The organism is Streptomyces sp. NPDC001796, from assembly GCF_042892355.1.
Taxonomy (GTDB): domain Bacteria; phylum Actinomycetota; class Actinomycetes; order Streptomycetales; family Streptomycetaceae; genus Streptomyces.
In genome coordinates, this window is the sequence record NZ_JBIAUC010000001.1 from 511,166 (window position 1) to 533,110 (window position 21,945).

Below are 21,945 nucleotides of genomic sequence, written 5' to 3' on the forward strand. Positions count from 1 at the left end.
ATCCTCTTTCCCGAGCGCCGAGGGGCGGCTCTCATGGACGGCAATGGCGAACACACGGGCTCCACCGTGCTGGTGGTCGACGACGCGCCGGCCAGCCGCCATGCCCTGGGCAGCGTGCTGGCCCGGGCCGGCCATCACGTCGTGCCCGTGTCCAGCGGCGGCGAGGCGCTGACCGAACTCCACGCGCGGGTACGCGACGGCACCCTGCCCGATGTCGCCCTCGTCGAGGTGGGCCTGCCGGACATGAGCGGCTTCGAACTGTGCCGCAGACTCAAGTCGTCACCGCCCACAGCCGCCCTGCCGGTCGTGCACTTCTCCGCCGCCTCGGCCGGACCCGGCATCCGCTGCCGGGGCCTGGACTCCGGCGGCGAGGCCTACCTGTCGGTGCCGGCGGCGCCCGAGGAGATCCAGGCCGTCGTACGGGCCGCCGTGCGCGGGGCCCGGATGCGCACCGGCGCGGAGGCGCTCGCGCGACGGCTGACGCTGCTGTCGGAGACCATCGTCTCGGTGCAGGCGGCGCGGTGCATGACGGGACTCGTCCGGGCCGCAGCCGAGGGCACCGCCCGGCTCACCGGTTTCCCCGCGGTCGTCTTCGTGCTCGGTGAGGACGGTGAGCTGCACCGGGGCCTGTCCCGCTCACGCACGCCCGCCGTTCCCCCCGACGCCGGGGCGCACGACGCCGTGACCCGGCTGATCCGCGGCCTGGCCACCGGGCACAGCGGGGCCCGCGGCACCGTGGTGCCGTACCCGCTGTGGCCGGCCGGGCTCTTCGGGCCCGGCCATGCGGGGGACGCCCGCGTGGTGGTGGCGCGCAGCCGGGAGGGCAAACCGGCCGTGTGTCTCGCCGTGCCCGCGCGCGGCCCGGCCGACGAGGGCGACCCGCTGGTCACCCGGCTCGCCCAGGCCATCGCGCTCGCAGCGGACGCCCTGGTCATGTACCAGGTGGAACGCCATGTGGCGCTCACCCTGCAGCACAGCTTCCTGCCCCAGAAGGCGCCCCCGACACGGGGCGTCGAGACGGTCGTCCGCTATGTGCCCGCCTCCAGGAAGACAGAGATCGGGGGCGACTTCTACGCCGCGCTGACCACCGCGGGCGGGGTGCTCACGGCGGTGGGCGACGTCGCCGGGCATTCGCTGGACGCGGCCACCGTCATGGTCGAGATCCGGCACGCGCTGCGCGCCTACTGCCTGGAGGACCCGGACCCGCGGAGCCTGGCCCGGCGACTGGACCGGCTGCTCCAGCACTACCACGCGGACGTCACCGCGACCGTCTGTCTGGTCCTGGTCGACCCGGACAGCGGGCGCGCGCGAATCGCCAACGCCGGGCACATTCCGCCGCTGGTCGTGCGCGACGACGGCACCGCCGCCTACGCCGCCGCGAAGGGGCCGTTGCTCGGTCTGGGGCTCGACCGGCCGCCGCCCACCGAGACGGTGCTGCGGCCCACGGACCGGCTGCTGATGGTCACCGACGGGCTCATCGAGGACCGCGGTACCGACCTGACCGTGTCGATGGAACAGCTGCGCAAGGCCGCCGCCGACGCCCCGCCCGGCGTCGCCTCGCTGTGCGACACGCTGCTCGGCTGCTTCGGCCGGGACCGGCAGGACGACATCGCGCTGCTGGCACTCCGGCTGACCGGCACCGTCTAGGGTGAGCTCGTCCCGCCGTAGAACAGGAGTGCCCATGCCGCAGATCACCGTCGACTACTCCGCACCGCTCCAGGACGCCTTCGACCGGCGTGCGTTCGCGCTGGCACTCCACGACCGGGTGGTCGACATCGCGGCGGCGCGGATCGAGGCGTGCAAGACGCAGTTCCGCCGTACCGAGGACACCACGGTCGGCGCCGACACCGACGGGCACGCCATCGTGCACGTCACCCTCGGGCTGCTCGCCGGGCGCACGGAGGAGACCAAGGCGAGGCTGACCGAGGTGACGCTGGAGCTGCTGCGGCAGCACATCAAGCCCGCCGGGGACCTGGCGCTGCACGCGTCCGCCGAGGTGCGGGACCTGGACGCCTCGTACCGGAAGTTCGAGAGCTGACGGCCCCTCAGGACGCCAGGGTGACCAGCCGGGCGACCAGGTCGCCGAACGGACCGTCGGCCGGCTCGTCACCGAGCATGCGGCGCAGCAGCGCGCCCATCTCGTCGTCGTAGGCGGCGCTCACCGCCGTGAGCGCCGCGAAGTCGCGCACGAGCTGGGCCTCCAGCTCCCGGCGCGGGATCCGCCGGCCGTCGAGCCAGATCAGTGCCGTGGACTCGACGAGCGAGATCCAGGAACGGATCACCAGCTCGAGGCGGGCGGACGGTTTCTGCACCTGAAGGTGCGCGAGGATCTGGACATAGGCGGCCTGCCGCACCGCGTCGACGAGCGCGTTGGTACGGGAGGCTGCATCCCTTGAGCGGACTCCGTCCGCGGGGACGGCCGGGCCGCCGCGCATCAGAGCGGAGAAACCGGGGCCGTGGTCGTCGACGAAGTCGAAGAACCGGCGCATCACACGCAGCAGCCGGGCGCCCAGCGGACCCTCCTGCGGTTCCACGAACCGGGCCGCGAGGTCCTCGGAGGCCCGCTTCAACGCGGCCTCGTACAGGCTGAGTTTGCCGGGGAAGTAGTGGTAGACCAGCGGCCGCGAGATACCCGCGGCCGACGCTATCTCGTCGATGGAGACCTCGTCGGGGGAGCGCTGGCTGAACAGTTCCAGCGCGACGCCGATCAACTGCTGCCGCCGCTCCTCGACTCCCAGCCTGCGGCGTACCCCGGTTGCCATGCGAACACCTTACCGATCGAATCCAGCCGCACAGGGCTTCGAACGGCAGCAGTTGTTCACATCTCAATCACAGGTCTCTCACCGAACGGCCGCAGCGCACGGGCCAGGTGTCGTGTCACCGCAATGCGCCGATCGTCCTCCCGTCCTTCAGCGTCCCCTTCAACCGCGCCTGCGCTCCCTGCTTCGCGCGCACGGTCAGCAGCCGGGCTTCCGCCGACCCGGTCACCCCGCCCGTCGCCCGGATCGACTTGGTGTCCTCGGCCCCGGCGGCCAGCAGGTACCAGTCGCCCTTCGCCGACTTCCACAGCACGCCCGCCAGCACATGGGGATCCTTCGCGCCGCACGCCGGCACCTCCTCGGCCTGCGCCGCCACCGCCCCGGAGGTCCCGCCCGGCGTCTGGAACTGCGCCTGCACCTGGGCCCCCTCACCCCGCCATGTGTCCGCCCGCGTGCACACCCAGATCGCGTTCCCGGAGCCGTCCGGCAGCGCCTGCCGCGCGTACTCCCAGGCGTTCACCGACTTCACGCCCTGCGACCGCACCACCGCCAGCGAGCAGGCGAAGGGCGCCCACGCGCGCAGCGCCGTCGCCCCGGACACCTCCCCCGGCGCACCCGGCCGTCCCACGGTCAGGTGCGCCGGCACCAGTTCCCCGAGGTCGGTCAGCAGTTGTGTGCCCGAACCGCCGGTCAGCTCCAGGACGTTCCACGACGAGCACGAGCCGGACTGCTGCGCCGGACTCGCCAGCGGCGCGGTCACCCCGCCGGTCAGGCCGAGGTTCATCGTCTCCTCCCCCGGCTTGCGCAGATCCCGCTCGACGGCACCGGTCACCCAGGGCGCCGTCAGATAGCGGACGTTGCCGTCGGCGCGGTCCAGCACCACCGCGTCCGCCTCGGCTCCGCCCGCCCCGTCGACCCGGGCGAAGTCGAGCGCGGCCCCGCGGGAGCCGTCCTTCGGCTCGGCGTAGCGCACGATGCGCAGACCGTCGTAGAAGACCACCACGCGCGCGGTGTCGACCTGCCCCGCGTACAGCAGCCGCGGCGGACCGGGCGGAGCGCCCGAGGGGGTGCCCGGGGTCATCGAGACCCGGACGGAGTCACCGGGTCGCGCCCAGGCCGTGAGCGCGCGCCGCAGCAGCGCCCGGTCGCGGGTGAGGGCGCCGCGCGCGGGCCACACTGAGAAGTCGGTGCGCGCCGAGGTCTTCCAGGCGGCGGGCGGCACCGTCGTCACCCGGGCCGGATCCAGGGCGGCCTGCGCGGCCGGGTTCGGCGCGGCCGAGGGAGTGGCCGCGTCGTCCGCGCCCCAGCCGCCGCCGGGCAGCGCGAGCAGCGCTCCGCACACCGCGGCGGCCGCCGCCGCGGCCAGCGCCGCCTTCGCGTGCCGGCGGCGCCGCATGAGGTCGGTGGGCCGGGCCTGAAGGGAGCACGGGTCGAACTCGGGGGAGTCCAGCAGCGCCTCCTGCACGGGCACTTTCGCGGCCTGCCGGACCGCGACCGCCGGGTTCGTGACGCCCGCCGCGGCGAGCACCTTGCGCACCTCGTCGTCGGGGAGCTTCTCCAGGCCGCGCAGGACGTAGGCGGCGCGGGCCGGGCCGGAGAGCGTCGACAGGCGCTGGTCCAGGGCGAGTTCGTCGGCGCCGCCGGAGCGCGGGAAGAGCTTCAGACCCCACACCTGCGGCAGCAGCGGCGGCAGCTGGGAGCGCTTCGGCCAGGCGACGCGCCGCAGCGGCGCTCCCGCCTCCAGTGCCGTACGCACCACCCGGAGGCGGACGAAGGAGTACCCGGGGTCGCCGTCGCGGCCGGTCGCCTGGGCCGGGATCACCGACGCGGAGGCCCGCCCGTGGGGCAGCGCCCGCTGGACGAGGGCGTGTGCGGTCAGCACCCGCCGGGTGCGGCCGAGGCCCGGTGGCAGCACCAGATAGGCGAGCCGGACGAGCCGGGGGTAGTGCTCGACGAGCGCGGCCTCGGCCTGCTCGACGTCGACGACCGGTCCGGAGGTCGGAGTTGGGCGCGGGGCGACATCCTGTGGCTGCACGTCCGGCAAAACGAGCGAGACGGAGGTTGGTCACCGGCATCCGGGCCCCCGGGGAAGCTCAGTCCCCGGGGTCGACCAGCAGCCGCGCGTAGTTCGCCATCGACCGCTGGTAGCGCGGCAGATGGGGGGCGAGCGCGCCGAGGACCAGGGCGAGGCCCTCACGGTCGCGGCCGAGGCTCGACAGGCACAGGGCCAGGGTGGCGCGTACCGCGTCGTCCAACTCGTCGGAGGGTCCGTCGAGTTCCGGGGTGAGCAGCTTGACGCCCTCCTCCGGCTGCCCGATGTTCCTGAGTGAGCTGGCCAGCTGGATCCTGGCCCGGCAACCGCGGTAACCGTCGAGGCCGCGCGCCAGCGCCTCCCGGTACAGCGGCACCGCCTGGTCCGAGTGGCCCGTCGAGTCCCAGGCGCAGGCCCGTTCGAACGGCCCGAGCGGGCTGTCGTCGGGCAGTTCGGCGACGAGGGCGTCGATCAGCGCACGGAAGTCCGCGGCGCCCCCCTCGGCGTAGTCGTCGAAAGCGGCCCAGGCGGCGGCCAGGCGTTCCTCCCAGTCCCGTGTGCTCATCCATCCCCCTCGTCACGAGTACCGACGGCACACTGTCGCACAGATGTGCCGTCGTTGAGCACCGGACGCACCACAGCCGTACGGAAGGGCAGGGCCCCTCGCGGGGGCTCCCAGCGGCATGGCCCGAAGGACCGGAGGAACACATGAGGTGGACGCGCGAGAAGCTGGCGGCCGGCGCCGTCGTCGCCCTGCTGGGGCTTACCGGCTGCGGCGGATCGGGCGGGTCGTCCGGAGCCGCCAAGGACCAGGTCCCGGCGGCCGCGACCGGCAGCCTCGAGGACCTGGCGGCGGACGTGAACTGCAAGCCGAACATCCAGACGGACGCCGACGAGATCCGTCAGGCCATCTGCACCAACTCCGACGGCAAGTTCGTGCTCGCCACCTTCGCCACCGACCGCGGCCAGCGTGAGTGGATCAACGATGCCAAGGACTACGGCGGTTACTACCTCGTGGGCCGCAAGTGGGTCGCCGTCGGCGACGACGGTGTGGTCAAGGCGCTGCGCGGCAAGCTCGGCGGCGATGTCGAGGTGGGCGCCGACCACCACTCCCACGCCGGTCACAGCGGCTGAGGCGGGTCGGGCCGGCACACGACGAAGGCCGGTGGCGGGATCTCCCGCCACCGGCCTTCGTCAGTGGGTCACCGGCCCGGTCGGGTCACCGGCCCGGTCGGGTCACTGGCACCTCTGACCGGAGTTGATGCAGTTGGCGATCTTGTTCGCCAGGCCGCCGGTCGTGACGCTGATGAAGTCGTCGTGGTCGGTGGCCGCCTTGTGGAGCTGGTCCGGGAAGCCGTCCACCGCGTAGGCGTTCTTCACCTGGCCGTTCTGGATGACCGGCGGGTTGATCTTGTACACGAGGCGCATCGTCAGCTGCGGGATCGCCTTGAAGCCGTTCCCGCAGACGCCGCTCGCCGGGTCGGCGAAGGCCACGTGCGTGCGATGGTTGGCGCTGTCGATGTTCTGGCCGTCCCAGCAGCTCTGGAAGGCGAACGTGCGGACCACGTTGCTGCCCTGCGGGCAGATCGGGTACTGCGTCGTCAGCTGGACCTTGTTCTCGAAGCCGGTGCAGCTCCAGTGCGCGTTGGCGTTCGCCAGACCGTTGGTGGTGGTCTTGGCGTCACCGGTGATGATGCGCAGGAACTGCGGCATCGCGACGACCTTGCTGCTCGGGTTGCCGACGTACTTGATCTCCGCCTGGACGGGGGTCAGGATCCGGCCGACGTTTCCTTCCTTGCCGCCGCCGTCCTTGTTCTGGTCGAAGTCCTGCGTACCGTCCTGGATGCGGACGACCGGCCAGTAGTACGCCGACAGGTCGTTCTTGTTCTGGCAGCTGGTGCCGCCCTGCAGGAACGTCTGGTTGCTGGAGAAGGCGTTGACCTTCTGGTTGCCGACGTAGTCGTGCAGGTGGTGTGCGCCGTTGGCCACGCCGGGCGCCACGATCACGTTGTCGGTGTTGTGGTTCTTGTTGGCGTTGACACCGCAGCGCGTGACGAACTGACCCGTCGAGGCGTTGCCGGTCTTTTGCGGCTTGGCCTGGACGTTCGGCGCGACCTTCGTGATGTCGACGAAGTCGGCCGCCACCGGGCCGTTGCCGGCCTGGCCGCCGTTGCCCTGCTGCTGGCCGCCGTTCTGCTGGCCGCCCTGCTGCTGGCCACCTTGCTGCTGCTGGCCACCCTGCTGCTGACCGCCGTTCTGCTGCTGGCCACCGCCGGTCTGGCCGGCGTTGGTCTGGTTGGCGGTCAGTGTCGTGCAGGCGGCGAGCTGGGACAGCGACTGGTTGAAGGTCCCGCCGACCCGCTGGATGTCGATCCTGATCCGGTCGATCGTCGCGGCCCGCTTCTCCTTCAGGGGGCCGACGATCGCGTTCTGCACGAAGCTCGCGTCGTTCGCCTGGGCCTGCCGCGTGGAGGCGAGCCGGGAGTAGGCCTCGGTGATCTGCCTGTCGAGGTTCGCGAGCTCCGCGGCCACGCCGTTGCGAGCCGCGGCCGGCACGTTCGTCAGCTTCTGACCGACGTCCGGGCAGGAGATCGTCGCCACCTGGGCGCTGGCGGCCTTGGTCTGGTTCCCTCCCCAGGCCTGGTTGTTCGTCTCGTGGGCCGAGGCGAAGTAGTTGGCCCAGAGCAACCCGCCCCCACCGAGCGCTAGGGCAGCCGAGGCGGCTATGGCCTTGGTGGCCAGCGGCGTACGGCGTTTTCTCGTGTTGCGTCCCATGGAACTCCTCTGACTTCCTTTCGGGGCGGAGGCGCCCGACAGGGGTGAAGCGGCGCCATCCCATACGCAGGAGGCCGGTGGGGTGTTCAGAGGCCGGAGAAAAACTTGGAAGTTCCTGAGGGCAATTCGGGTACAAGAGGTGCAGAAGCCCCTGTTTCAAGGGGAGTTGGGGCGGGTAAGCCTCACCTTTTTGAATTTCATTCAGCAATCGTGATCCAAATAGGCGAGCACGGCCAGAACCCGCCGGTTGTCGTCGTCGGAAACCCCGAGACCCAGTTTCGCGAAGATGTTGGAGGTGTGTTTCGTGATCGCCCGCTCGGTGACCACCAGCCGGTCGGCGATCGCCGCGTTCGAGCGGCCCTGCGCCATCAGCTCCAGCACCTCCAGCTCACGGGGCGTCAGCCGCGCCGGCGGCCGGTCGTCCGCCGCACGCCGCGTCAGCAGCTGATGGATCACCTGCGGGTCCATCGCGGTGCCACCCGCCGCGACCCGTCGTACGGCGTCCACGAACTGCTCCGCGTCGAACACCCGGGCCTTGAGCAGAGAGCCCACCCCGCCGGTGCCGGGTGTTCATGGCAGCAGTCTCGCCGGGGAGCGCGGCGAGGTCACGGGGGCGAGCCCCCGTCAGGGGGTGGTGCCCGGCACACCCCCGGACCCCCATCAGGGGGTGGTGCCCGGCACACCCCCGGACAGGCCCGCGAGCACCCTCGCCTCCACCTCCGGGTCCAGCCCCTTCGTGGTGCGGTCGGGACGCATCGGCGCCGTGCCGCCGATGTCCCGCAGCCACGCCCAGGTGTCGGCGACGGTCTCCCCGACGGGACGGCAGCTCAGGCCCGTCGCCAGCGCCCGCGAGACGTCCGCGGAGTGCAGGGAGTCGTGCATGTCGCTGCCCGGCGGCACCCACACCGGCAGCTGCGTCCACGGCTCGACACCCGCGTCCAGGATCACTTCCGGCCCGGCCCAGCGCAGTTCCGCCGCCGCACCGGTCACGTCCACGCACGCGTCGAGCAGTTCACCCATGGTGGCGTGCCCCTGCGGGCTGATCACGTTGTACGGCCCGCTGAGCTCCTGTTCCGCCGCCCCGAGGATCCACTCGGCCATGTCGCGCACGTCGACGTACTGCAGGGGCAGCTCCCGCGGCCCCGGCGCCAGCACGGGCCCGCCGCGGGCGATGCGGGTCAGCCACCACGGCAGCCGGCCGACGTTCTCGTACGGGCCGAGGATCAGCCCGGCCCGTACGAGAACGCAGCGGTCCGCGCCGAAGGCCTCGACGGCGGCGATCTCGGCGCCCCGCTTGTCGCGCGCGTAGTCGGTCGTGCCGGCGTCGGGCTCGGCGCCCTCGACCAGCGGGGCACTCTCGTCGTACCCGGCCGGCGCGGGCCAGGCGTACACCGAGCAGCTCGACACGTACACGTACCGCCCGGCGCGGCCCCGCAGCAGCCGCGCCGCCTCGTGCACGGCCCGGGGCGCCGCCGACCAGGTGTCGACGACGGCGTCCCACTCGCCTTCCGCGAGGGCGGCGAGCCCGTCGGGCGCGGTGCGGTCGCCCTGCAACGCCCGCACACCGGCCGGGGGTCGGTGCGTCCCTCGGTTCAAGACGGTCACGTCCCAGCCGCGCCCGAGGGCCGCCTCCACGACGGCCCGTCCCGCGAACTCCGAGCCACCCAGCACCAGAAGTCTCATGCCGGTGACTCTGCCCGGTCGAGCGGCCGGGGGGAACGGGGATCTGCCGTCAGCAGAGGGTCAACGGCCCGTCGGCGGCACGTACTTGTAGCCCACGCGCCGCACCGTCCGGATGGTCTCGCGGTGCTCGGCGCCCAGCTTGCGCCGCAGCCGGGCGATGTGGACGTCGACGGTGCGTCCGTCGCCCACATGGCCGTAGCCCCACACCGTGGTCACCAGCTGGTCCCGGGTGTGCACCCGGTGCGGGTGCGCCACCAGGTGGGCGAGCAGCTCGAACTCCAGATAGGTCAGGTCGAGCGGCCGCCCGTCCACCTCGGCGGTGCGCCGGCCGGTGTCGACGCGGACAAGCGGGTCCGCGCCCGCGGCCTGTTCCGTGTCCGGCTGGTCGGGCACCGCGACGGGCGGGAACGGGGGCTCCTGGTCGGCCGGGACGAGCACCAGGTAGCCGACCATCGGCGGGCGGCCCGGCAGGCTCGGCAGCGCTTGCGGGGGCGCCGGCAGCCAGGTGGCGCCCGGCGGCAGGAAGTCGGCCACGTCGACGGCCTCGTCCCGGTCGACGGCACGCAGCCGGTGCCGTGCCGAGCCGTTCGGCGGGGTGGTGGTGAGGGCGGCGGTGGAGAGAGAACGAGTGGTCGCCATGAGAGGTCAGCTCTTTCGCGCGAGGAGTTCGTCGGGGGACGTACGTCGTGCGCGCTGGCCGAAGGCCGGAAGGACGGCTGTGCCGGGGTGCGGCTGCCGGGTGTACGGCTCTACAGGGCCCGCGCGGTGGTCGCGCGACAACACACCCGGTCGAAGTCGTGGTGCTGACGGGAAGGCCAGAAGGGCTCGAGGTCACGGCGACCCGTCGCGCTGAACTTCTGGTAGCTGGCCATGGTTCTCATTGAAGCAGACACACGACCGTGACAGGAGCCTCCTCTCACTGCTTGGACGCTCTTTTTCCCGGCGTGCACACGCACCCCCGACACGCGGAAGGGGCGCCCGCACGACGCGGACGCCCCTTCCGGGAGCTGTGTCGAGCCGATCAGACCTGGCCGGCCTTCTCCAGCGCCGTGCAGCAGGTGTCGACGATGAGGCGGGTCACCAGGTACGGGTCGACGTTGGCGTTCGGACGGCGGTCCTCGATGTAGCCCTTGCCGTCCTTCTCGACCTGCCACGGGATGCGGACCGAGGCGCCGCGGTTGGAGACGCCGTAGGAGTACTCGTTCCACGGGGCGGTCTCGTGCAGACCGGTGAGGCGGTCCTCGACGCCGACGCCGTAGTTCTTGACGTGGTCGAGGGGCTTGGAGCCCTCACCGAGCGCCTCGCAGGCGGTGATGATCGCGTCGTAGCCCTCGCGCATCGCCTTGGTGGAGAAGTTGGTGTGCGCACCGGCACCGTTCCAGTCGCCCTTGACCGGCTTCGGGTCCAGGGTCGCGGAGATGCCGAAGTCCTCGGCGGTGCGGTACAGCAGCCAGCGGGCCACCCACAGCTGGTCGGCGACCTCGAGCGGGGAGAGCGGGCCGACCTGGAACTCCCACTGGCCGGGCATGACCTCGGCGTTGATGCCGGAGAGACCGAGGCCCGCCTTCAGGCAGTTGTCCAGGTGCGCCTCGACGACCTCACGGCCGAAGATCTCGTCGGCGCCGACACCGCAGTAGTAGCCCCCCTGGGGGGCAGGGAAGCCGCCCTCCGGGAAGCCGAGCGGACGGGAGCCGTCGAAGAAGGTGTACTCCTGCTCGATACCGAAGATCGGCTCCTGGGCGGCGAACTTCTCGGCCACCTCGGCCAGCGCGGCACGGGTGTTGGACGCGTGCGGGGTCATGTCCGTGTCGAGGACCTCGCACAGCACCAGGACGTCGTCGCCGCCGCGGATCGGGTCGGGGCAGGAGAAGACCGGCTTGAGCACGCAGTCCGAGGAGTGCCCCTCGGCCTGGTTGGTGGAGGACCCGTCGAAGCCCCAGATCGGCAGCTCCTTGCCCTTGGCGTCGTCGGCCAGGATCTTGGTCTTGGAGCGGAGCTTGGCGGTCGGCTGGGTGCCGTCGATCCAGATGTACTCAGCCTTGAAGGCCATGGGACACATCCTTCGGGGGTGGTCTCGACTGCGCGGTCGACAGTGCAGTCGCAGAGGTCGTGCGGGTGCGCGGCGCTGCGGCAATGGGGCGCCGGGTGATGCCCGGCAGCTTGTCAACAGGCGATTTCCCGGCCATTGCTCTGATGTGAACCCCGTGTTACCGGGGGTTCCCGCGCCGGGAATCACCCGGTGACCGGTCCGGCCCCTTCCGGCGCGTACGCCGCCGACCCTTGGCGCGTACGTCATCGACCCTGACGCGTACGCCATCGGCCTCGTCGCCGAGTCGAGGCTCGGCACACGTGAGGCCGGCCACCGCCCCCGGTACGGTGGCCGACCCCAGGGCCCGCTCCACGCGGAGCGGCGCGGCTCCAGGAGGCGACCGTCGGCTTCCCGACCCGGTAACCGGTCACGGGCCCGCGTGCGAGCGCCGCCGCGCTGCGCTCGCCCCGCGTGCCGGTCCTGCTGCTCGTGGCCGCGAACAGCGGGACCGTGCCACGTGACGCGCCGCCTCCTGGAGTTACTGAAGCGCCGGTCTCACCCCACCTTCTCGATCACGGCACGGCGGATCAGGAACTTGCCGGGTTCGCGGACCTGTTCGAAGGCGGCGTTGTTGAGCAGCACGCAACTGCCGGAGACGGAGGTGACCTTAACCGTCGTGGACTTGTTGTTGTCCAGGTTGGTGACCTTCAGGGTCGTCCCGGCCGGGAACTGGTTGCTGGACGCGGCCGGGGCGCCGCCCTCACCGGAGAGCGTCACCGTGGAGCCCTTGCAGACCTGCTGGCCCGAAGCAGCGGTGCCGGTGCCTCCCGTGTTGTCCGCGGGCGCGGTCGTGGCAGGCGCGGTGGTGGCGGCCTGCGAGGCCTGGGGGTCCTGAGCCGACCCCCCGGCCTGCGCGGCGCCGCCGGACTGCGCCGATCCCGATCCACCCGCCTGGATCGACTCCCCGACCTGGCAGCCGGACGCCTCCTGCTTCCGCTTGATCTCGGCGACCACCGCCTCGCGGTTGGCGATCCGCGCCGCCGACTGGGCGTCCGGGTTGGCCTTCTGTGCGGCGATGAACGACTCGTTGTTGCCGAGCGCGGTGGCCAGGCCCTGACAGACCGTCGAGGTCGACGCGTTCTGCACGTTCGCCGCGTTCGAGGTGGCGGCGAGGGCGAAGGCCCCACTGCCGGCCACGGCTACGGCGGTGACCGCCAGCGCGATCTTCTTCTTGGGACTGAGGGTTCTCCTACGCGACATGCGCGCCTCCTGTCCCCGGCCGCCGTCATCGGCGACCGGATCGATAGGTACGCCGCTATGTACGAGATACCGAACGGAGTTACTCAGCGGTTTACAGGAGTCAGCGAAGTAACGTACGTCACAGGGGAGTCGGCGTCAGCGGGACAGGGCGGCCCGTACGGCCTCCTCCGTGCGTCCGACCACGGCCGTACCGTCGTCGGCGGTGATGATCGGCCGCTGGATGAGCCGCGGGTGCTCGGCGAGCGCACGCACCCAGCGGTCGCGCGACGCGGCGTCCCTCGGCCACTCCTTCATGCCCAGTTCCTTGGCGTCGGCCTCCTGGGTGCGCGTGATGTCCCAGGGTTCGAGGTTCAGCCGGTCGAGGACCTCGCGAATCTCGTCCTCCGTCGGCACGTCCTCCAGATAGCGGCGCACCGTGTAGTCCGCGCCCTCGGCATCGAGCAGGGTGAGGGCGCTCCGGCACTTCGAGCAGGCCGGATTGATCCAGATCTCCATGCCCCACACGGTAGCCGACACACCCCTTCTCACCCATGTCACAACCTGGCTCAAATGGCCTGTGGCCAGGGGATTTTGTCAGTGGTCGGCAGTAAAATAGAAGCAGTGTTCGAGGGAGGCGCCGGGTGTCCGGCACCTCCCTGACCGCGACAGGAGGATGCCTGTGCCCGCTGCCGCAACCAAGCCGAAGCCGACCCGGTCGACGGCGCGGCGACCGGTCCCGATGGACCTGCCGTACGCGCCGGTGGCCAAGCGACCGCTCCCACCGGGGCGGCCGCGCGAGTGGTACGTCACGCACAACCGGCGCCTGAAGGCGATGCGCCTCGCCATCGCCCTGCTCGACTCCGGCGTGTACGTACCGAACCAGGCGCACAACGAGACGATACGGAGCACGGCCGAGCGGGTCGGGATACGGCCGCCGTCGGACACGACGTGCCACATGGTGCGGGCGCTGATGCGATACAGCCGTTGAGCGTGGCGCCGGGTGCCCGCCCGCTGCCGGGTACCCGGCGCTGTCCTGCCGTGGACCGGGGGCTCGGCCCCCGGACCCTCATCGGCCTGAACGGCCTCGTCCTCAATCGCCGGACGTGCTCGACTATCTGGCCGGCTCCTTCTCCAGCGGTGTCCGGAAGCGCGGCGTCAGCCGGGTGCCGCCCAGCCACGAGCCCAGGCGCGCCGCCTCCCGCTCGATCGCCTCGTACGCCTCCCGGCCCAACCCCTCCCCGCCCAGCACACGCCACACCACCTCACCGTCCGAACACCGTGTGCCGCATACCGTGCATCCGCACCAGCGTCCGGTCCCCGTACAGCGCCCGCTCGACCTCCGCCACGGTCTTGTCCGCGTCCGCGAGGCGCGCCCCGACAGCGAGGTACACCGTGGCCGGATCCGTGCCGTGCAGCGCGACCAGCGACCCGGCGACCTCCTCGGGCGTCACCGCCCGCGACCCGGCACCCAGCCGGTGCCGTACCGCGAGCCGGGCCCGTCGCCCGACCGCCCCGACATGCCGCCCTCCGCCGCCCATGCCGTCTCCCTCGGATCGAAAAGCAGATGCACCCGCAGTGACCGCCTCCCTACGCTGGACACACATCCGACGGGGGCACGATCCCGGCACCCCGTCAAATCCCCGTGGCACAACCACTCACCCAAGCGAAGGAGGGCGTCATGGGCACCATCATCCTTGCCGGAACCGTCGTCCTCGTCCTCTTCGGATTCGGCAACCACATCTGGTGGCTCGCCGCCATAGCGCTGTTCGTCCTGTACGTGCGGTACGGGCGCGGTTCGTCCGCCGCGGGCACCGGAGGGACCCCGGCCTCGGCGGCCAGCTACCAGGAGTACCGCGCGCGCCGTGACCAGCAGGCCAAGTGGGAGCGCCGCTACCGCCGCGAGCGCCCCTTCGAGGCCCGCCGCCAGGAGGGCGGCAAGTAGGAAGCGCGAGGAGGAGCAGGCGTCACAGGCCGGGCGCGCCCCAGATCGGGAACCACCGGCCGAGGTCCTGCTCGATCCGCAGATCGTTCCCGAGGGCAGCCTTGATCTGGAGCTCCAGCGCGTTGTCGCGCCGCTCGCCCTGCCCGGCGAGCGGCGCGAACGGATAGAAGGTGCCCCTCTTGTACAGATAGACCAGCCCCAGCCGGCGCCCGCCCGCGTCCTGGAAGCCGGCCACCGAGCACAGCAGCTGCGGTCCGAAGCCGTTGACCTCCATCGCGCTGTTCACCGCGTGCAGATCGTTGACCAGGGCGGACAACTGGTCGGGGGTGCGGTGGGAGACCAGCCAGGAGTAGCCGTAGTCGTCCCGTTGCAGCCGGACGGGCGGACCGGTGCGGTCGGTGTCGGCGTCGAGGAGTGCCTGGACCTCCTGGTTGGCCTGGGCGAAGGCGCCACCCTCCACCGTGGCGAAGCAGACCGCGCCTGTCCCCGTCGGGGTGAACCCGGCGGCGGCCTCGAGCGTGATCGCCGCAGACGGCAGGGCGAACAGCTGGTCGAGGTCGGGTGCCACCGGCTTCGTACGGCCGAGCAGGATGTCCAGGAACCCCATCGGCGCTCAGCCCGCCTTTCCCGGCGCCGCCGCCTCGCCGAGCTCCGCGGAGATACGGGCGAGCTGCTCGAGCCGTTGCTCCAGGGTCGGGTGCGTGGAGAACAGGCGGGAGATGCCCGGGTCGGCACCGAAGGCGGGGGTGAAGTAGAAGGCGTTGAACGCCTGGGCCGTCCGCAGGTCCTGCGTCGGGATGCGGGCGATGTCCCCGGTGACCTTGGTCAGCGCGGACGCCAGCGCCGAGGGCCGCCCGGTCAGGTGCGCGGCGGCGCGGTCCGCGGCCAGCTCCCGGTACCGCGACAGGGCCCGGATCAGCAGGAAGCTGATGGCGTAGACGATCGCCGAGATCCCCATGACGGCGCCGAAGACGGCGATGGTGTTCTGGTCCTTGCGGCCACGCCCGCCGAACAGCTCCGAGTAGAACGCGAACCGGACCACCAGCCCGGCGATCACCCCGAGGAACGACGCCACGGTGATCACGGCGACGTCCTTGTGCGCCACGTGCGACAGCTCGTGCGCGAGCACACCCTCCAGCTCCTCGGGCTCCAGCCGCCTGAGCAGCCCGGTGGTCACGCACAGCACGGCGTGATCGGGGTTGCGGCCGGTCGCAAACGCGTTCGGCATGTCCAGATTGGAGACGGCGACGAGCGGCTTCGGCATGTCGGCCACGGCGCACAGCCGGTCCACCACACCGTGGAGCTGTGGAAACTCCTCCCGCTCCACGATCCGTCCGTGCATGGCGTACAGCGCGATCCGGTCCGAGAACCAGTACTGCGCCCCCAGTGCCACCGCCGCGATCACGACGACCAGCACCCAGGACTTCAGCAACGCGATCAACGCGGCGACGAACGCCACGTACAGCAATCCGAGCAGGAACAGCGTGACCGTCATCCGGACGGTCAGCCGCCGATCACTCTGGAACCGGCTCCGCATCGTGCATCACCCCGCAGTACCCGCAGTAAGGCACTCGTCCCATCCCCATTGTGCGCCCAACCCGACCCATGAACCGGTTCCGAACGGCTCCATGGCAGGCAAAGAGTCCCTGTGGATCCCGGCGGGCTCGGGCAAAGAACGGCGGCGCATGCGACGGAGCCCCGTCTCCACCCGGGGGCGGGGACGCGGCTCCGTGTCAGTGCTGCGGCAGCGGCCGGCTCACACGTCGAAGTACAGCTCGAACTCGTGCGGGTGCGGACGCAGCTGGAGCGGGGCGATCTCGTTCGTGCGCTTGAAGTCGATCCACGTCTCGATCAGGTCGGACGTGAAGACGTCGCCCTGGAGGAGGAACTCGTGGTCGGCCTCGAGCGAGTCGAGGACGGCCGACAGCGAGGTCGGGACCTGCGGGACGTTCGCGTGCTCCTCGGGAGCCAGCTCGTACAGGTCCTTGTCGATCGGCTCGGCCGGCTCGATCTTGTTCTTGATGCCGTCCAGACCGGCCAGCAGCAGCGCCGAGAAGGCCAGGTACGGGTTGCCGGAGGAGTCCGGGGCGCGGAACTCGACGCGCTTGGCCTTCGGGTTCGAGCCGGTGATCGGGATGCGCATCGCGGCGGAGCGGTTGCGCTGCGAGTACACCAGGTTCACCGGGGCCTCGAAGCCCGGCACCAGGCGGTGGTACGAGTTCACCGTCGGGTTGGTGAAGGCCAGCAGCGACGGGGCGTGCTTGAGGATGCCGCCGATGTAGTAGCGGGCGGTGTCCGACAGGCCCGCGTAGCCGGCCTCGTCGTAGAACAGCGGGTCGCCGTTGCTCCACAGGGACTGGTGCACGTGCATGCCCGAGCCGTTGTCACCGAAGATCGGCTTCGGCATGAAGGTCGCCGTCTTGCCGTTGCGCCAGGCGACGTTCTTCACGATGTACTTGAACAGCTGCAGGTCGTCCGCGGCCGCGAGCAGCGTGTTGAACTTGTAGTTGATCTCGGCCTGGCCGGCGGTGCCCACCTCGTGGTGCTGACGCTCGACCTTCAGACCGGCCTTCTCCAGCTCCAGGGAGATCTCGGCGCGCAGGTCGGCGAAGTGGTCGACCGGCGGGACCGGGAAGTAGCCGCCCTTGTAGCGGACCTTGTAACCACGGTTGTCCTCGAGGGCGCCGGTGTTCCAGGCACCCGCCTCGGAGTCGATGTGGTAGAAGGACTCGTTCGCGCTGGTGGCGAAGCGGACGCTGTCGAAGACGTAGAACTCGGCCTCGGGACCGAAGTACGCCGTGTCGGCGATCCCGGTGGAGGCGAGGTACGCCTCGGCCTTCTTCGCCACGTTCCGCGGGTCACGGGAGTACTGCTCGCCCGTGATCGGGTCGTGGATGAAGAAGTTGATGTTGAGCGTCTTGTCCCGGCGGAACGGGTCGACGCGTGCGGTCGACAGGTCGGCGCGCAGCGCCATGTCGGACTCGTGAATGGCCTGGAAGCCACGGATCGAGGATCCGTCGAAGGCGAGCTCGTCGTCCGGGTCGAACGCCTCGACCGGCACCGTGAAGTGCTGCATCACGCCCGGCAGGTCGCAGAAGCGGACGTCGATGAACTTGACGTCCTCGTCCGCGATGAACTTCTTGGCCTCGTCGGCGTTCTGGAACATCCAGCTCCTCCTACTCCCGACCGTCCGTGCCGGGGTGGTAGTTCGTTCGTGCGGCCAGTGCGGTGGCACACGCTGCAGCCGACCATAGGGACGGGCGGTTTCTCAGGCGTGACCCATTTGTTTCTCCCAGGTTAACCAGCTCGCGCCTCCGTGACCCCGGCCCCCGGGCCGCCGAATCGGGAGCGATACCGTGGACGGGTGGACAACAGGCAAGCAATCGGATCGTGGCTCTCCGGTCCCCGCGCGGCCATGGAAGAAGCCGGGGCGGACTTCGGATACCGCGGTGAGCAGCTCGGTCTGCCGGAACAGGGGCCGGGCTCGATCGCCCGCCCGGGCCGGCGCCTCGGCGCCCTCGCCGTCGACTGGGGCCTGTGCGTCTTGATCGCATACGGTCTGATCACCCATGGCTATGAGCCGGCCACGAGCAACTGGGCGCTACTCGTCTTCTTCGCGCTCGGCATCCTCACGGTCGGCACGGTCGGCTTCACCCCCGGCAAGCGCATCTTCGGGCTGCGGGTGGTGGCCCTGGGCACGCGCCGGGTGTCGCCCCTGCGCGTGGTGCTGCGCACGCTCCTGCTGTGTCTGGCCATTCCGCCGCTGGTCTGGGACCGGGACGGCAGGGGGCTGCACGACCGGATGGCGGGGACGGTGGAGATCCGGATCTGAGGCCTGACAACATCTGCGGCCTGACAACGGTCGGATCCGAGGGTCCCGAACGGTCCGGATCCGAGGGCCCCGAACGGTCCCGATCGAGGGTCCCGAACGCCGATCGGCCGTCCCGAGAGCTGATGTCCCGGGACGGCCGATCGGCGTTCGGGCGGGTCATCGGCCCTTCGGGCCACCTCGCGGCATCCGCATCCCCTTCGGCAGGGGCCCCTTCGGCAGCGGCATGTTGCTCATCAGATCACCGAGGGCCCGCAGCCGGTCGTTCGTGGCGGTCACCTGGGGACCGGTGAGCACCCGCGGGAACTTCAGCATCGTCGTGCGCAGCTTCTTCAGCTCGACCTGACCCTCACCGGTGCCCACGACCAGGTCGTGCACCGGCACGTCCGCGACGATGCGTGCCATCTTCTTCTTCTCGGCGGCGAGCAGGCTCTTGACCCGGTTCGGGTTGCCCTCGGCGACCAGGACGATGCCGGCCTTGCCGACCGCGCGGTGCACCACGTCCTGGTTGCGGTTCATCGCGACCGCCGGGGTGGTGGTCCAGCCGCGGCCGATGTTGTCCAGGACCGCCGCCGCTGCGCCCGGCTGGCCCTCCATCTGGCCGAAGGCGGCGCGCTCGGCCCGGCGTCCGAAGACGATCGCCGTCGCGAGGAAGGCGAGCAGGAGGCCCAGAATGCCGAGATAGATGGGGTGACCGATCAAGAAACCGATCGCGAGGAAGACACCGAAGGTGATGATTCCGACTGCCGCGAGTACAAGACCGATCTTCGGATCGGCCTTGCGGGTCATCTTGTAGGTCAGGGCGATCTGCTTCAGTCGCCCTGCGTTCGCAGCGTCCGCTGCACTTTCCTTCCTCGCCATGCCACGCAGTCTACGTGGCCCGGGAAGCGGCTACGACGGCAGTGCCGGGGCGGAGCGGTGCGGAGGGGGCGGAGCGGTGGGGACGCTCCGGTACGCCGGGGAGGCGGTGCGTGGCGGCGGTGAGCCGGACGCGTGGCTGCTGCGCGCGGCGGGACGGCTGTCCCGGGCGGGGCGCCGCAGGCTGGACCGGATGTTACGAGCGGGACGCCGCGGCCTCGAGGACGCGCTCGGCCTCGACCCGGTCCTTGGCGCGGCGGCGGTCCTCCAGGACGGAGGTCCAGGCGTTGCGACGGGCGGTCCGCTGGCCGCCGCTCATCAGCAGCGACTCGATGGCACGGAGTGCATCGGTGAACGACGGGATCGCGTTGGCACGTACGGGTGCGGCCTGCATGGTGGAGGTCCCCCCTCGGGGTCGGCGGCTCGTGGCCTGGGTGCTACCGGGCGTAAGGCCAGGCTCACTGTTTGGTGTTACCAGGACGTGACCGACCGGTCAAACGCCAATGAAGCCTTGCTACGCAGCACGAAAAGCCGGACGCGGCCCCGACGGTGCCCGCTAGCTGCGGGGACGGTCGGGACCGCGTCAATCGGCCACTACCCGGCGGTAGCCGCTTGTGTGCGGATTCACACACGGGAACTGGCACGGGGTGCCAGAGCCAGGGTGACCGCCGGATCAGACGGCCTGTGCGGCGACGTATGTGCCGCCCTGCTGCGGAGCATCCGCCTGACGCTGTTCGATGGCCATCCGGTAGAGCCGCCCGGCGCGGTACGAGGAGCGCACGAGCGGACCGGACATGACGCCGGAGAAGCCGATCTGCTCGGCCTCCTCCTTCAGCTCCACGAACTCCTGCGGCTTCACCCAGCGCTCCACGGGGTGGTGGCGGACGCTCGGGCGCAGGTACTGGGTGATGGTGACCAGCTCGCAGCCGGCGTCGTGCAGGTGGCGCAGGGCCTCGCTGACCTCCTCGCGGGTCTCGCCCATGCCGAGGATCAGGTTCGACTTGGTCACCAGGCCGTAGTCACGGGCCGCGGTGATCACCGTGAGGGAGCGCTCGTAGCGGAAGCCGGGGCGGATGCGCTTGAAGATCCGCGGGACCGTCTCGATGTTGTGGGCGAAGACCTCGGGGCGGGAGGAGAAGACCTCCTCGAGCTGCTCCGGGACCGCGTTGAAGTCGGGGGCGAGGAGCTCGACCTTCGTACGGCCGTCCTCGCGGTCCGCCGTCTGCTGGTGGATCTGCCGCACGGTCTCGGCGTACAGCCAGGCGCCGCCGTCCTCGAGGTCGTCGCGTGCGACGCCGGTGATGGTGGCGTAGTTCAGGTCCATGGTGACCACGGACTCACCGACCCGGCGCGGTTCGTCGCGGTCGAGGGCCTCGGGCTTGCCGGTGTCGATCTGGCAGAAGTCGCAGCGGCGGGTGCACTGGTCGCCGCCGATGAGGAAGGTGGCCTCGCGGTCCTCCCAGCACTCGTAGATGTTCGGGCAGCCGGCTTCCTGGCAGACCGTGTGCAGGCCCTCGCTCTTCACGAGGTTCTGCATCTTCGTGTACTCGGGACCCATTTTCGCCCGGGTCTTGATCCACTCGGGCTTGCGCTCGATGGGGGTCTGGCTGTTGCGGACCTCCAGGCGCAGCATCTTGCGTCCGTCGGGTGCGACTGCGGACACGTCGGCTCCCTGTAGCTTCGATTCTTCGGCGTACACCAGGGTACGCCCGTGGTTGTCTGCCCCCGTGTCGAGGCCAACCTGGGGGCCTTGGGGTGCATTCCCCCGCCGGGGTGCACGGGATGTGTTTCGCCCCGCCGCCCCGCCCTTCCGCGCCCGGGGGCTCCGCCCCTTCGGCCCCGCCGGGGCTGCGCCCGGACCCCTTTCCGGGGGCCGGCCCCCGGACCCCCGCTCCTCCAACGCCGGAGAGGCGGGATCTCACGCCGACGCCCGCTCGACCTCCCGCGGCTTCAGTTCGGCGTTCTCCAGCACGTCCCGCAGGTGCCGCTCCACCACCGGCAGCACCTCCTCGATCGTCACGTCCCGGCCCAGCTCGTTCGCCAGGGACGTGACCCCCGCGTCCCGGATGCCGCACGGGATGATCTTGTCGAACCACGCGTTGTCCGGGTTCACGTTCAGCGCGAAGCCGTGCATCGTGACGCCCTTGGCGACGCGGATCCCGATCGCTGCGATCTTGCGGTCCTCCCGCCGCTGCCCCGCGTTCGACGGCGCGTACTCCGGGCCGTTCAGCCGCGGGTCGAACTCCTCGTCGTGCAGGCGCGGGTCGAAGTCCAGGGAGAGACCGCCCAAGGAAGGGCGCTGGTCGACCGGGTCCCCTAGGACCCACACCCCGCTTCGGCCCTCCACCCGCGTCGTCTCCAGGCCGAACTCCGCACAGGTGCGGATCAGGGCCTCCTCCAGGCGCCGTACGTGGGCCACCACGTCCACCGGGCGCGGGAGCTTCTGGATCGGGTAGCCCACCAGCTGGCCCGGGCCGTGCCAGGTGATCTTGCCGCCGCGGTCCACGTCGATGACCGGCGTGCCGTCCAGGGGCCGCTCCTCGGGCGCCGTGCGCCGGCCCGCCGTGTAGACCGGGGGATGCTCCAGGAGCAGGCAGGTGTCCGGGATCTCGTCCGCGAAGCGGGCGGCGTGCACCCGGCGCTGCTCGTCCCACGCCTCCTGGTAGTCGACGGCACCGGTCCCGAACCCCATACGGACGAACCGCAGCTCACTCACGGCAAGCGCCTCCCTAGAAGCCTCGTAAGGCGCGAAACGCGCCCACGCCACTGTACGTCCGGCCCCGGGGGAAGGTGCCGCCC

23 protein-coding genes and 2 pseudogenes are annotated in these 21,945 nt (G+C 71.1%); 6 read left to right on the forward strand and 19 right to left on the reverse strand.

The window, feature by feature from the left end; all coding sequences use genetic code 11:
- Positions 1-33 precede the first annotated feature (33 nt).
- Positions 34-1,647, forward strand: coding sequence for a SpoIIE family protein phosphatase (locus tag ACFYZE_RS02240; RefSeq protein WP_388987209.1), 1,614 nt, complete (start codon positions 34-36; stop codon positions 1,645-1,647).
- Between the two features lie 34 nt (positions 1,648-1,681).
- Positions 1,682-2,038, forward strand: coding sequence for a 5-carboxymethyl-2-hydroxymuconate Delta-isomerase (locus tag ACFYZE_RS02245; protein ID WP_388987212.1), 357 nt, complete (start codon positions 1,682-1,684; stop codon positions 2,036-2,038).
- A 7-nt stretch (positions 2,039-2,045) separates the two neighbouring features.
- Here ACFYZE_RS02245 and ACFYZE_RS02250 read toward each other — a convergent pair whose 3' ends face one another.
- The 3 genes from ACFYZE_RS02250 to ACFYZE_RS02260 form a co-directional block, all read right to left on the reverse strand.
- On the reverse strand, positions 2,046-2,762 hold the full coding sequence (locus tag ACFYZE_RS02250; RefSeq protein WP_388987215.1) for a TetR/AcrR family transcriptional regulator: 717 nt from the start codon (positions 2,760-2,762) through the stop codon (positions 2,046-2,048).
- Positions 2,763-2,877: 115 nt separating this feature from the next.
- The gene (locus ACFYZE_RS02255) at positions 2,878-4,794 is read right to left on the reverse strand and encodes a hypothetical protein (protein WP_388987218.1); all 1,917 of its coding nucleotides are present in this window, start codon (positions 4,792-4,794) and stop codon (positions 2,878-2,880) included.
- Positions 4,795-4,852: 58 nt separating this feature from the next.
- Positions 4,853-5,356, reverse strand: a complete 504-nt coding sequence (locus ACFYZE_RS02260) for a tetratricopeptide repeat protein (RefSeq protein WP_388987221.1) — start codon at positions 5,354-5,356, stop codon at positions 4,853-4,855.
- Positions 5,357-5,499: 143 nt separating this feature from the next.
- Here ACFYZE_RS02260 and ACFYZE_RS02265 point away from each other — a divergent pair, with 143 nt between their 5' ends.
- Positions 5,500-5,925, forward strand: coding sequence for a hypothetical protein (locus tag ACFYZE_RS02265; protein ID WP_388987224.1), 426 nt, complete (start codon positions 5,500-5,502; stop codon positions 5,923-5,925).
- 102 nt (positions 5,926-6,027) lie between these two features.
- Here ACFYZE_RS02265 and ACFYZE_RS02270 read toward each other — a convergent pair whose 3' ends face one another.
- The 7 genes and pseudogenes from ACFYZE_RS02270 to ACFYZE_RS02300 form a co-directional block, all read right to left on the reverse strand.
- Entirely contained in the window at positions 6,028-7,566 is a 1,539-nt protein-coding gene (locus tag ACFYZE_RS02270) for a DUF1996 domain-containing protein (RefSeq protein ID WP_388987227.1), read from the reverse strand.
- A 201-nt stretch (positions 7,567-7,767) separates the two neighbouring features.
- Positions 7,768-8,130: pseudogene (locus tag ACFYZE_RS02275) on the reverse strand (LuxR C-terminal-related transcriptional regulator); the annotation flags it as partial.
- 96 nt (positions 8,131-8,226) lie between these two features.
- On the reverse strand, positions 8,227-9,249 hold the full coding sequence (locus ACFYZE_RS02280; RefSeq protein ID WP_388987230.1) for an SDR family oxidoreductase: 1,023 nt from the start codon (positions 9,247-9,249) through the stop codon (positions 8,227-8,229).
- Between the two features lie 60 nt (positions 9,250-9,309).
- Positions 9,310-9,888 (reverse strand): winged helix-turn-helix domain-containing protein, encoded by a 579-nt coding sequence (locus tag ACFYZE_RS02285; protein WP_388987233.1) that lies wholly within the window; start codon positions 9,886-9,888, stop codon positions 9,310-9,312.
- A 382-nt stretch (positions 9,889-10,270) separates the two neighbouring features.
- Complete coding sequence (glnII, locus tag ACFYZE_RS02290; RefSeq protein ID WP_388987236.1) at positions 10,271-11,299, reverse strand: glutamine synthetase; 1,029 nt, start codon at positions 11,297-11,299, stop codon at positions 10,271-10,273.
- Between the two features lie 534 nt (positions 11,300-11,833).
- A complete protein-coding gene (locus ACFYZE_RS02295) occupies positions 11,834-12,538 on the reverse strand; it encodes a hypothetical protein (protein WP_388987239.1) in 705 nt (234 codons plus the stop codon).
- Between the two features lie 135 nt (positions 12,539-12,673).
- Positions 12,674-13,033 carry an arsenate reductase family protein gene (locus ACFYZE_RS02300; protein WP_388987242.1) on the reverse strand — a complete coding sequence of 120 codons (360 nt, stop codon included), beginning with the start codon at positions 13,031-13,033 and terminating at the stop codon, positions 12,674-12,676.
- 163 nt (positions 13,034-13,196) lie between these two features.
- Here ACFYZE_RS02300 and ACFYZE_RS02305 point away from each other — a divergent pair, with 163 nt between their 5' ends.
- Positions 13,197-13,505: a hypothetical protein gene (locus ACFYZE_RS02305; protein ID WP_388987245.1), complete on the forward strand. Its 309-nt coding sequence runs from the start codon at positions 13,197-13,199 to the stop codon at positions 13,503-13,505.
- 123 nt (positions 13,506-13,628) lie between these two features.
- Here ACFYZE_RS02305 and ACFYZE_RS02310 read toward each other — a convergent pair whose 3' ends face one another.
- Both ACFYZE_RS02310 and ACFYZE_RS02315 read right to left on the reverse strand, forming a co-directional pair.
- Positions 13,629-13,775 carry a hypothetical protein gene (locus ACFYZE_RS02310; protein ID WP_388987248.1) on the reverse strand — a complete coding sequence of 49 codons (147 nt, stop codon included), beginning with the start codon at positions 13,773-13,775 and terminating at the stop codon, positions 13,629-13,631.
- A 13-nt stretch (positions 13,776-13,788) separates the two neighbouring features.
- Positions 13,789-14,055: pseudogene (locus tag ACFYZE_RS02315) on the reverse strand (DNA glycosylase AlkZ-like family protein); the annotation flags it as partial.
- A 140-nt stretch (positions 14,056-14,195) separates the two neighbouring features.
- Here ACFYZE_RS02315 and ACFYZE_RS02320 point away from each other — a divergent pair.
- The gene (locus ACFYZE_RS02320; RefSeq protein WP_388987251.1) at positions 14,196-14,459 is read left to right on the forward strand and encodes a hypothetical protein; all 264 of its coding nucleotides are present in this window, start codon (positions 14,196-14,198) and stop codon (positions 14,457-14,459) included.
- A gap of 22 nt (positions 14,460-14,481) precedes the next feature.
- Here ACFYZE_RS02320 and ACFYZE_RS02325 read toward each other — a convergent pair whose 3' ends face one another.
- The 3 genes from ACFYZE_RS02325 to glnA form a co-directional block, all read right to left on the reverse strand.
- Positions 14,482-15,066, reverse strand: coding sequence for a hypothetical protein (locus ACFYZE_RS02325; RefSeq protein ID WP_388987254.1), 585 nt, complete (start codon positions 15,064-15,066; stop codon positions 14,482-14,484).
- Positions 15,067-15,072: 6 nt separating this feature from the next.
- On the reverse strand, positions 15,073-15,996 hold the full coding sequence (gene htpX / locus ACFYZE_RS02330; RefSeq protein ID WP_388987257.1) for a zinc metalloprotease HtpX: 924 nt from the start codon (positions 15,994-15,996) through the stop codon (positions 15,073-15,075).
- Between the two features lie 219 nt (positions 15,997-16,215).
- Positions 16,216-17,625, reverse strand: coding sequence for a type I glutamate--ammonia ligase (gene glnA / locus ACFYZE_RS02335; RefSeq protein WP_103843613.1), 1,410 nt, complete (start codon positions 17,623-17,625; stop codon positions 16,216-16,218).
- Positions 17,626-17,823: 198 nt separating this feature from the next.
- Here glnA and ACFYZE_RS02340 point away from each other — a divergent pair, with 198 nt between their 5' ends.
- On the forward strand, positions 17,824-18,291 hold the full coding sequence (locus ACFYZE_RS02340) for an RDD family protein (protein WP_388987260.1): 468 nt from the start codon (positions 17,824-17,826) through the stop codon (positions 18,289-18,291).
- 156 nt (positions 18,292-18,447) lie between these two features.
- Here the strand turns inward: ACFYZE_RS02340 and ACFYZE_RS02345 are convergent, their stop codons facing one another.
- From ACFYZE_RS02345 to lipB, 4 genes are all read right to left on the reverse strand, one after another.
- Entirely contained in the window at positions 18,448-19,149 is a 702-nt protein-coding gene (locus ACFYZE_RS02345; protein ID WP_388987263.1) for a DUF4191 domain-containing protein, read from the reverse strand.
- A gap of 193 nt (positions 19,150-19,342) precedes the next feature.
- Positions 19,343-19,540 (reverse strand): hypothetical protein, encoded by a 198-nt coding sequence (locus ACFYZE_RS02350; RefSeq protein ID WP_103843610.1) that lies wholly within the window; start codon positions 19,538-19,540, stop codon positions 19,343-19,345.
- Positions 19,541-19,819: 279 nt separating this feature from the next.
- Complete coding sequence (gene lipA / locus ACFYZE_RS02355; RefSeq protein ID WP_388987267.1) at positions 19,820-20,809, reverse strand: lipoyl synthase; 990 nt, start codon at positions 20,807-20,809, stop codon at positions 19,820-19,822.
- 255 nt (positions 20,810-21,064) lie between these two features.
- Positions 21,065-21,862: a lipoyl(octanoyl) transferase LipB gene (gene lipB / locus ACFYZE_RS02360; protein WP_388987270.1), complete on the reverse strand. Its 798-nt coding sequence runs from the start codon at positions 21,860-21,862 to the stop codon at positions 21,065-21,067.
- Between the last annotated feature and the right edge of the window lie 83 nt (positions 21,863-21,945).

What these genes read in the sequence shown, in the direction of transcription:
- ACFYZE_RS02325 (WP_388987254.1), bottom strand. Translation starts at nt 15,066, where the DNA reads ATGGGGTTCCTGGACATCCTGCTCGGCCGTACGAAGCCGGTGGCACCC.
- ACFYZE_RS02250 (WP_388987215.1), bottom strand. Translation starts at nt 2,762, where the DNA reads ATGGCAACCGGGGTACGCCGCAGGCTGGGAGTCGAGGAGCGGCGGCAG.
- ACFYZE_RS02350 (WP_103843610.1), bottom strand. Translation starts at nt 19,540, where the DNA reads ATGCAGGCCGCACCCGTACGTGCCAACGCGATCCCGTCGTTCACCGAT.
- ACFYZE_RS02285 (WP_388987233.1), bottom strand. Translation starts at nt 9,888, where the DNA reads ATGGCGACCACTCGTTCTCTCTCCACCGCCGCCCTCACCACCACCCCG.
- ACFYZE_RS02260 (WP_388987221.1), bottom strand. Translation starts at nt 5,356, where the DNA reads ATGAGCACACGGGACTGGGAGGAACGCCTGGCCGCCGCCTGGGCCGCT.
- ACFYZE_RS02270 (WP_388987227.1), bottom strand. Translation starts at nt 7,566, where the DNA reads ATGGGACGCAACACGAGAAAACGCCGTACGCCGCTGGCCACCAAGGCC.
- htpX (WP_388987257.1), bottom strand. Translation starts at nt 15,996, where the DNA reads ATGCGGAGCCGGTTCCAGAGTGATCGGCGGCTGACCGTCCGGATGACG.
- ACFYZE_RS02295 (WP_388987239.1), bottom strand. Translation starts at nt 12,538, where the DNA reads ATGTCGCGTAGGAGAACCCTCAGTCCCAAGAAGAAGATCGCGCTGGCG.
- ACFYZE_RS02280 (WP_388987230.1), bottom strand. Translation starts at nt 9,249, where the DNA reads ATGAGACTTCTGGTGCTGGGTGGCTCGGAGTTCGCGGGACGGGCCGTC.
- ACFYZE_RS02240 (WP_388987209.1), top strand. Translation starts at nt 34, where the DNA reads ATGGACGGCAATGGCGAACACACGGGCTCCACCGTGCTGGTGGTCGAC.
- ACFYZE_RS02345 (WP_388987263.1), bottom strand. Translation starts at nt 19,149, where the DNA reads ATGGCGAGGAAGGAAAGTGCAGCGGACGCTGCGAACGCAGGGCGACTG.
- ACFYZE_RS02265 (WP_388987224.1), top strand. Translation starts at nt 5,500, where the DNA reads ATGAGGTGGACGCGCGAGAAGCTGGCGGCCGGCGCCGTCGTCGCCCTG.
- ACFYZE_RS02300 (WP_388987242.1), bottom strand. Translation starts at nt 13,033, where the DNA reads ATGGAGATCTGGATCAATCCGGCCTGCTCGAAGTGCCGGAGCGCCCTC.
- glnII (WP_388987236.1), bottom strand. Translation starts at nt 11,299, where the DNA reads ATGGCCTTCAAGGCTGAGTACATCTGGATCGACGGCACCCAGCCGACC.
- ACFYZE_RS02320 (WP_388987251.1), top strand. Translation starts at nt 14,196, where the DNA reads ATGGGCACCATCATCCTTGCCGGAACCGTCGTCCTCGTCCTCTTCGGA.
- ACFYZE_RS02245 (WP_388987212.1), top strand. Translation starts at nt 1,682, where the DNA reads ATGCCGCAGATCACCGTCGACTACTCCGCACCGCTCCAGGACGCCTTC.
- glnA (WP_103843613.1), bottom strand. Translation starts at nt 17,625, where the DNA reads ATGTTCCAGAACGCCGACGAGGCCAAGAAGTTCATCGCGGACGAGGAC.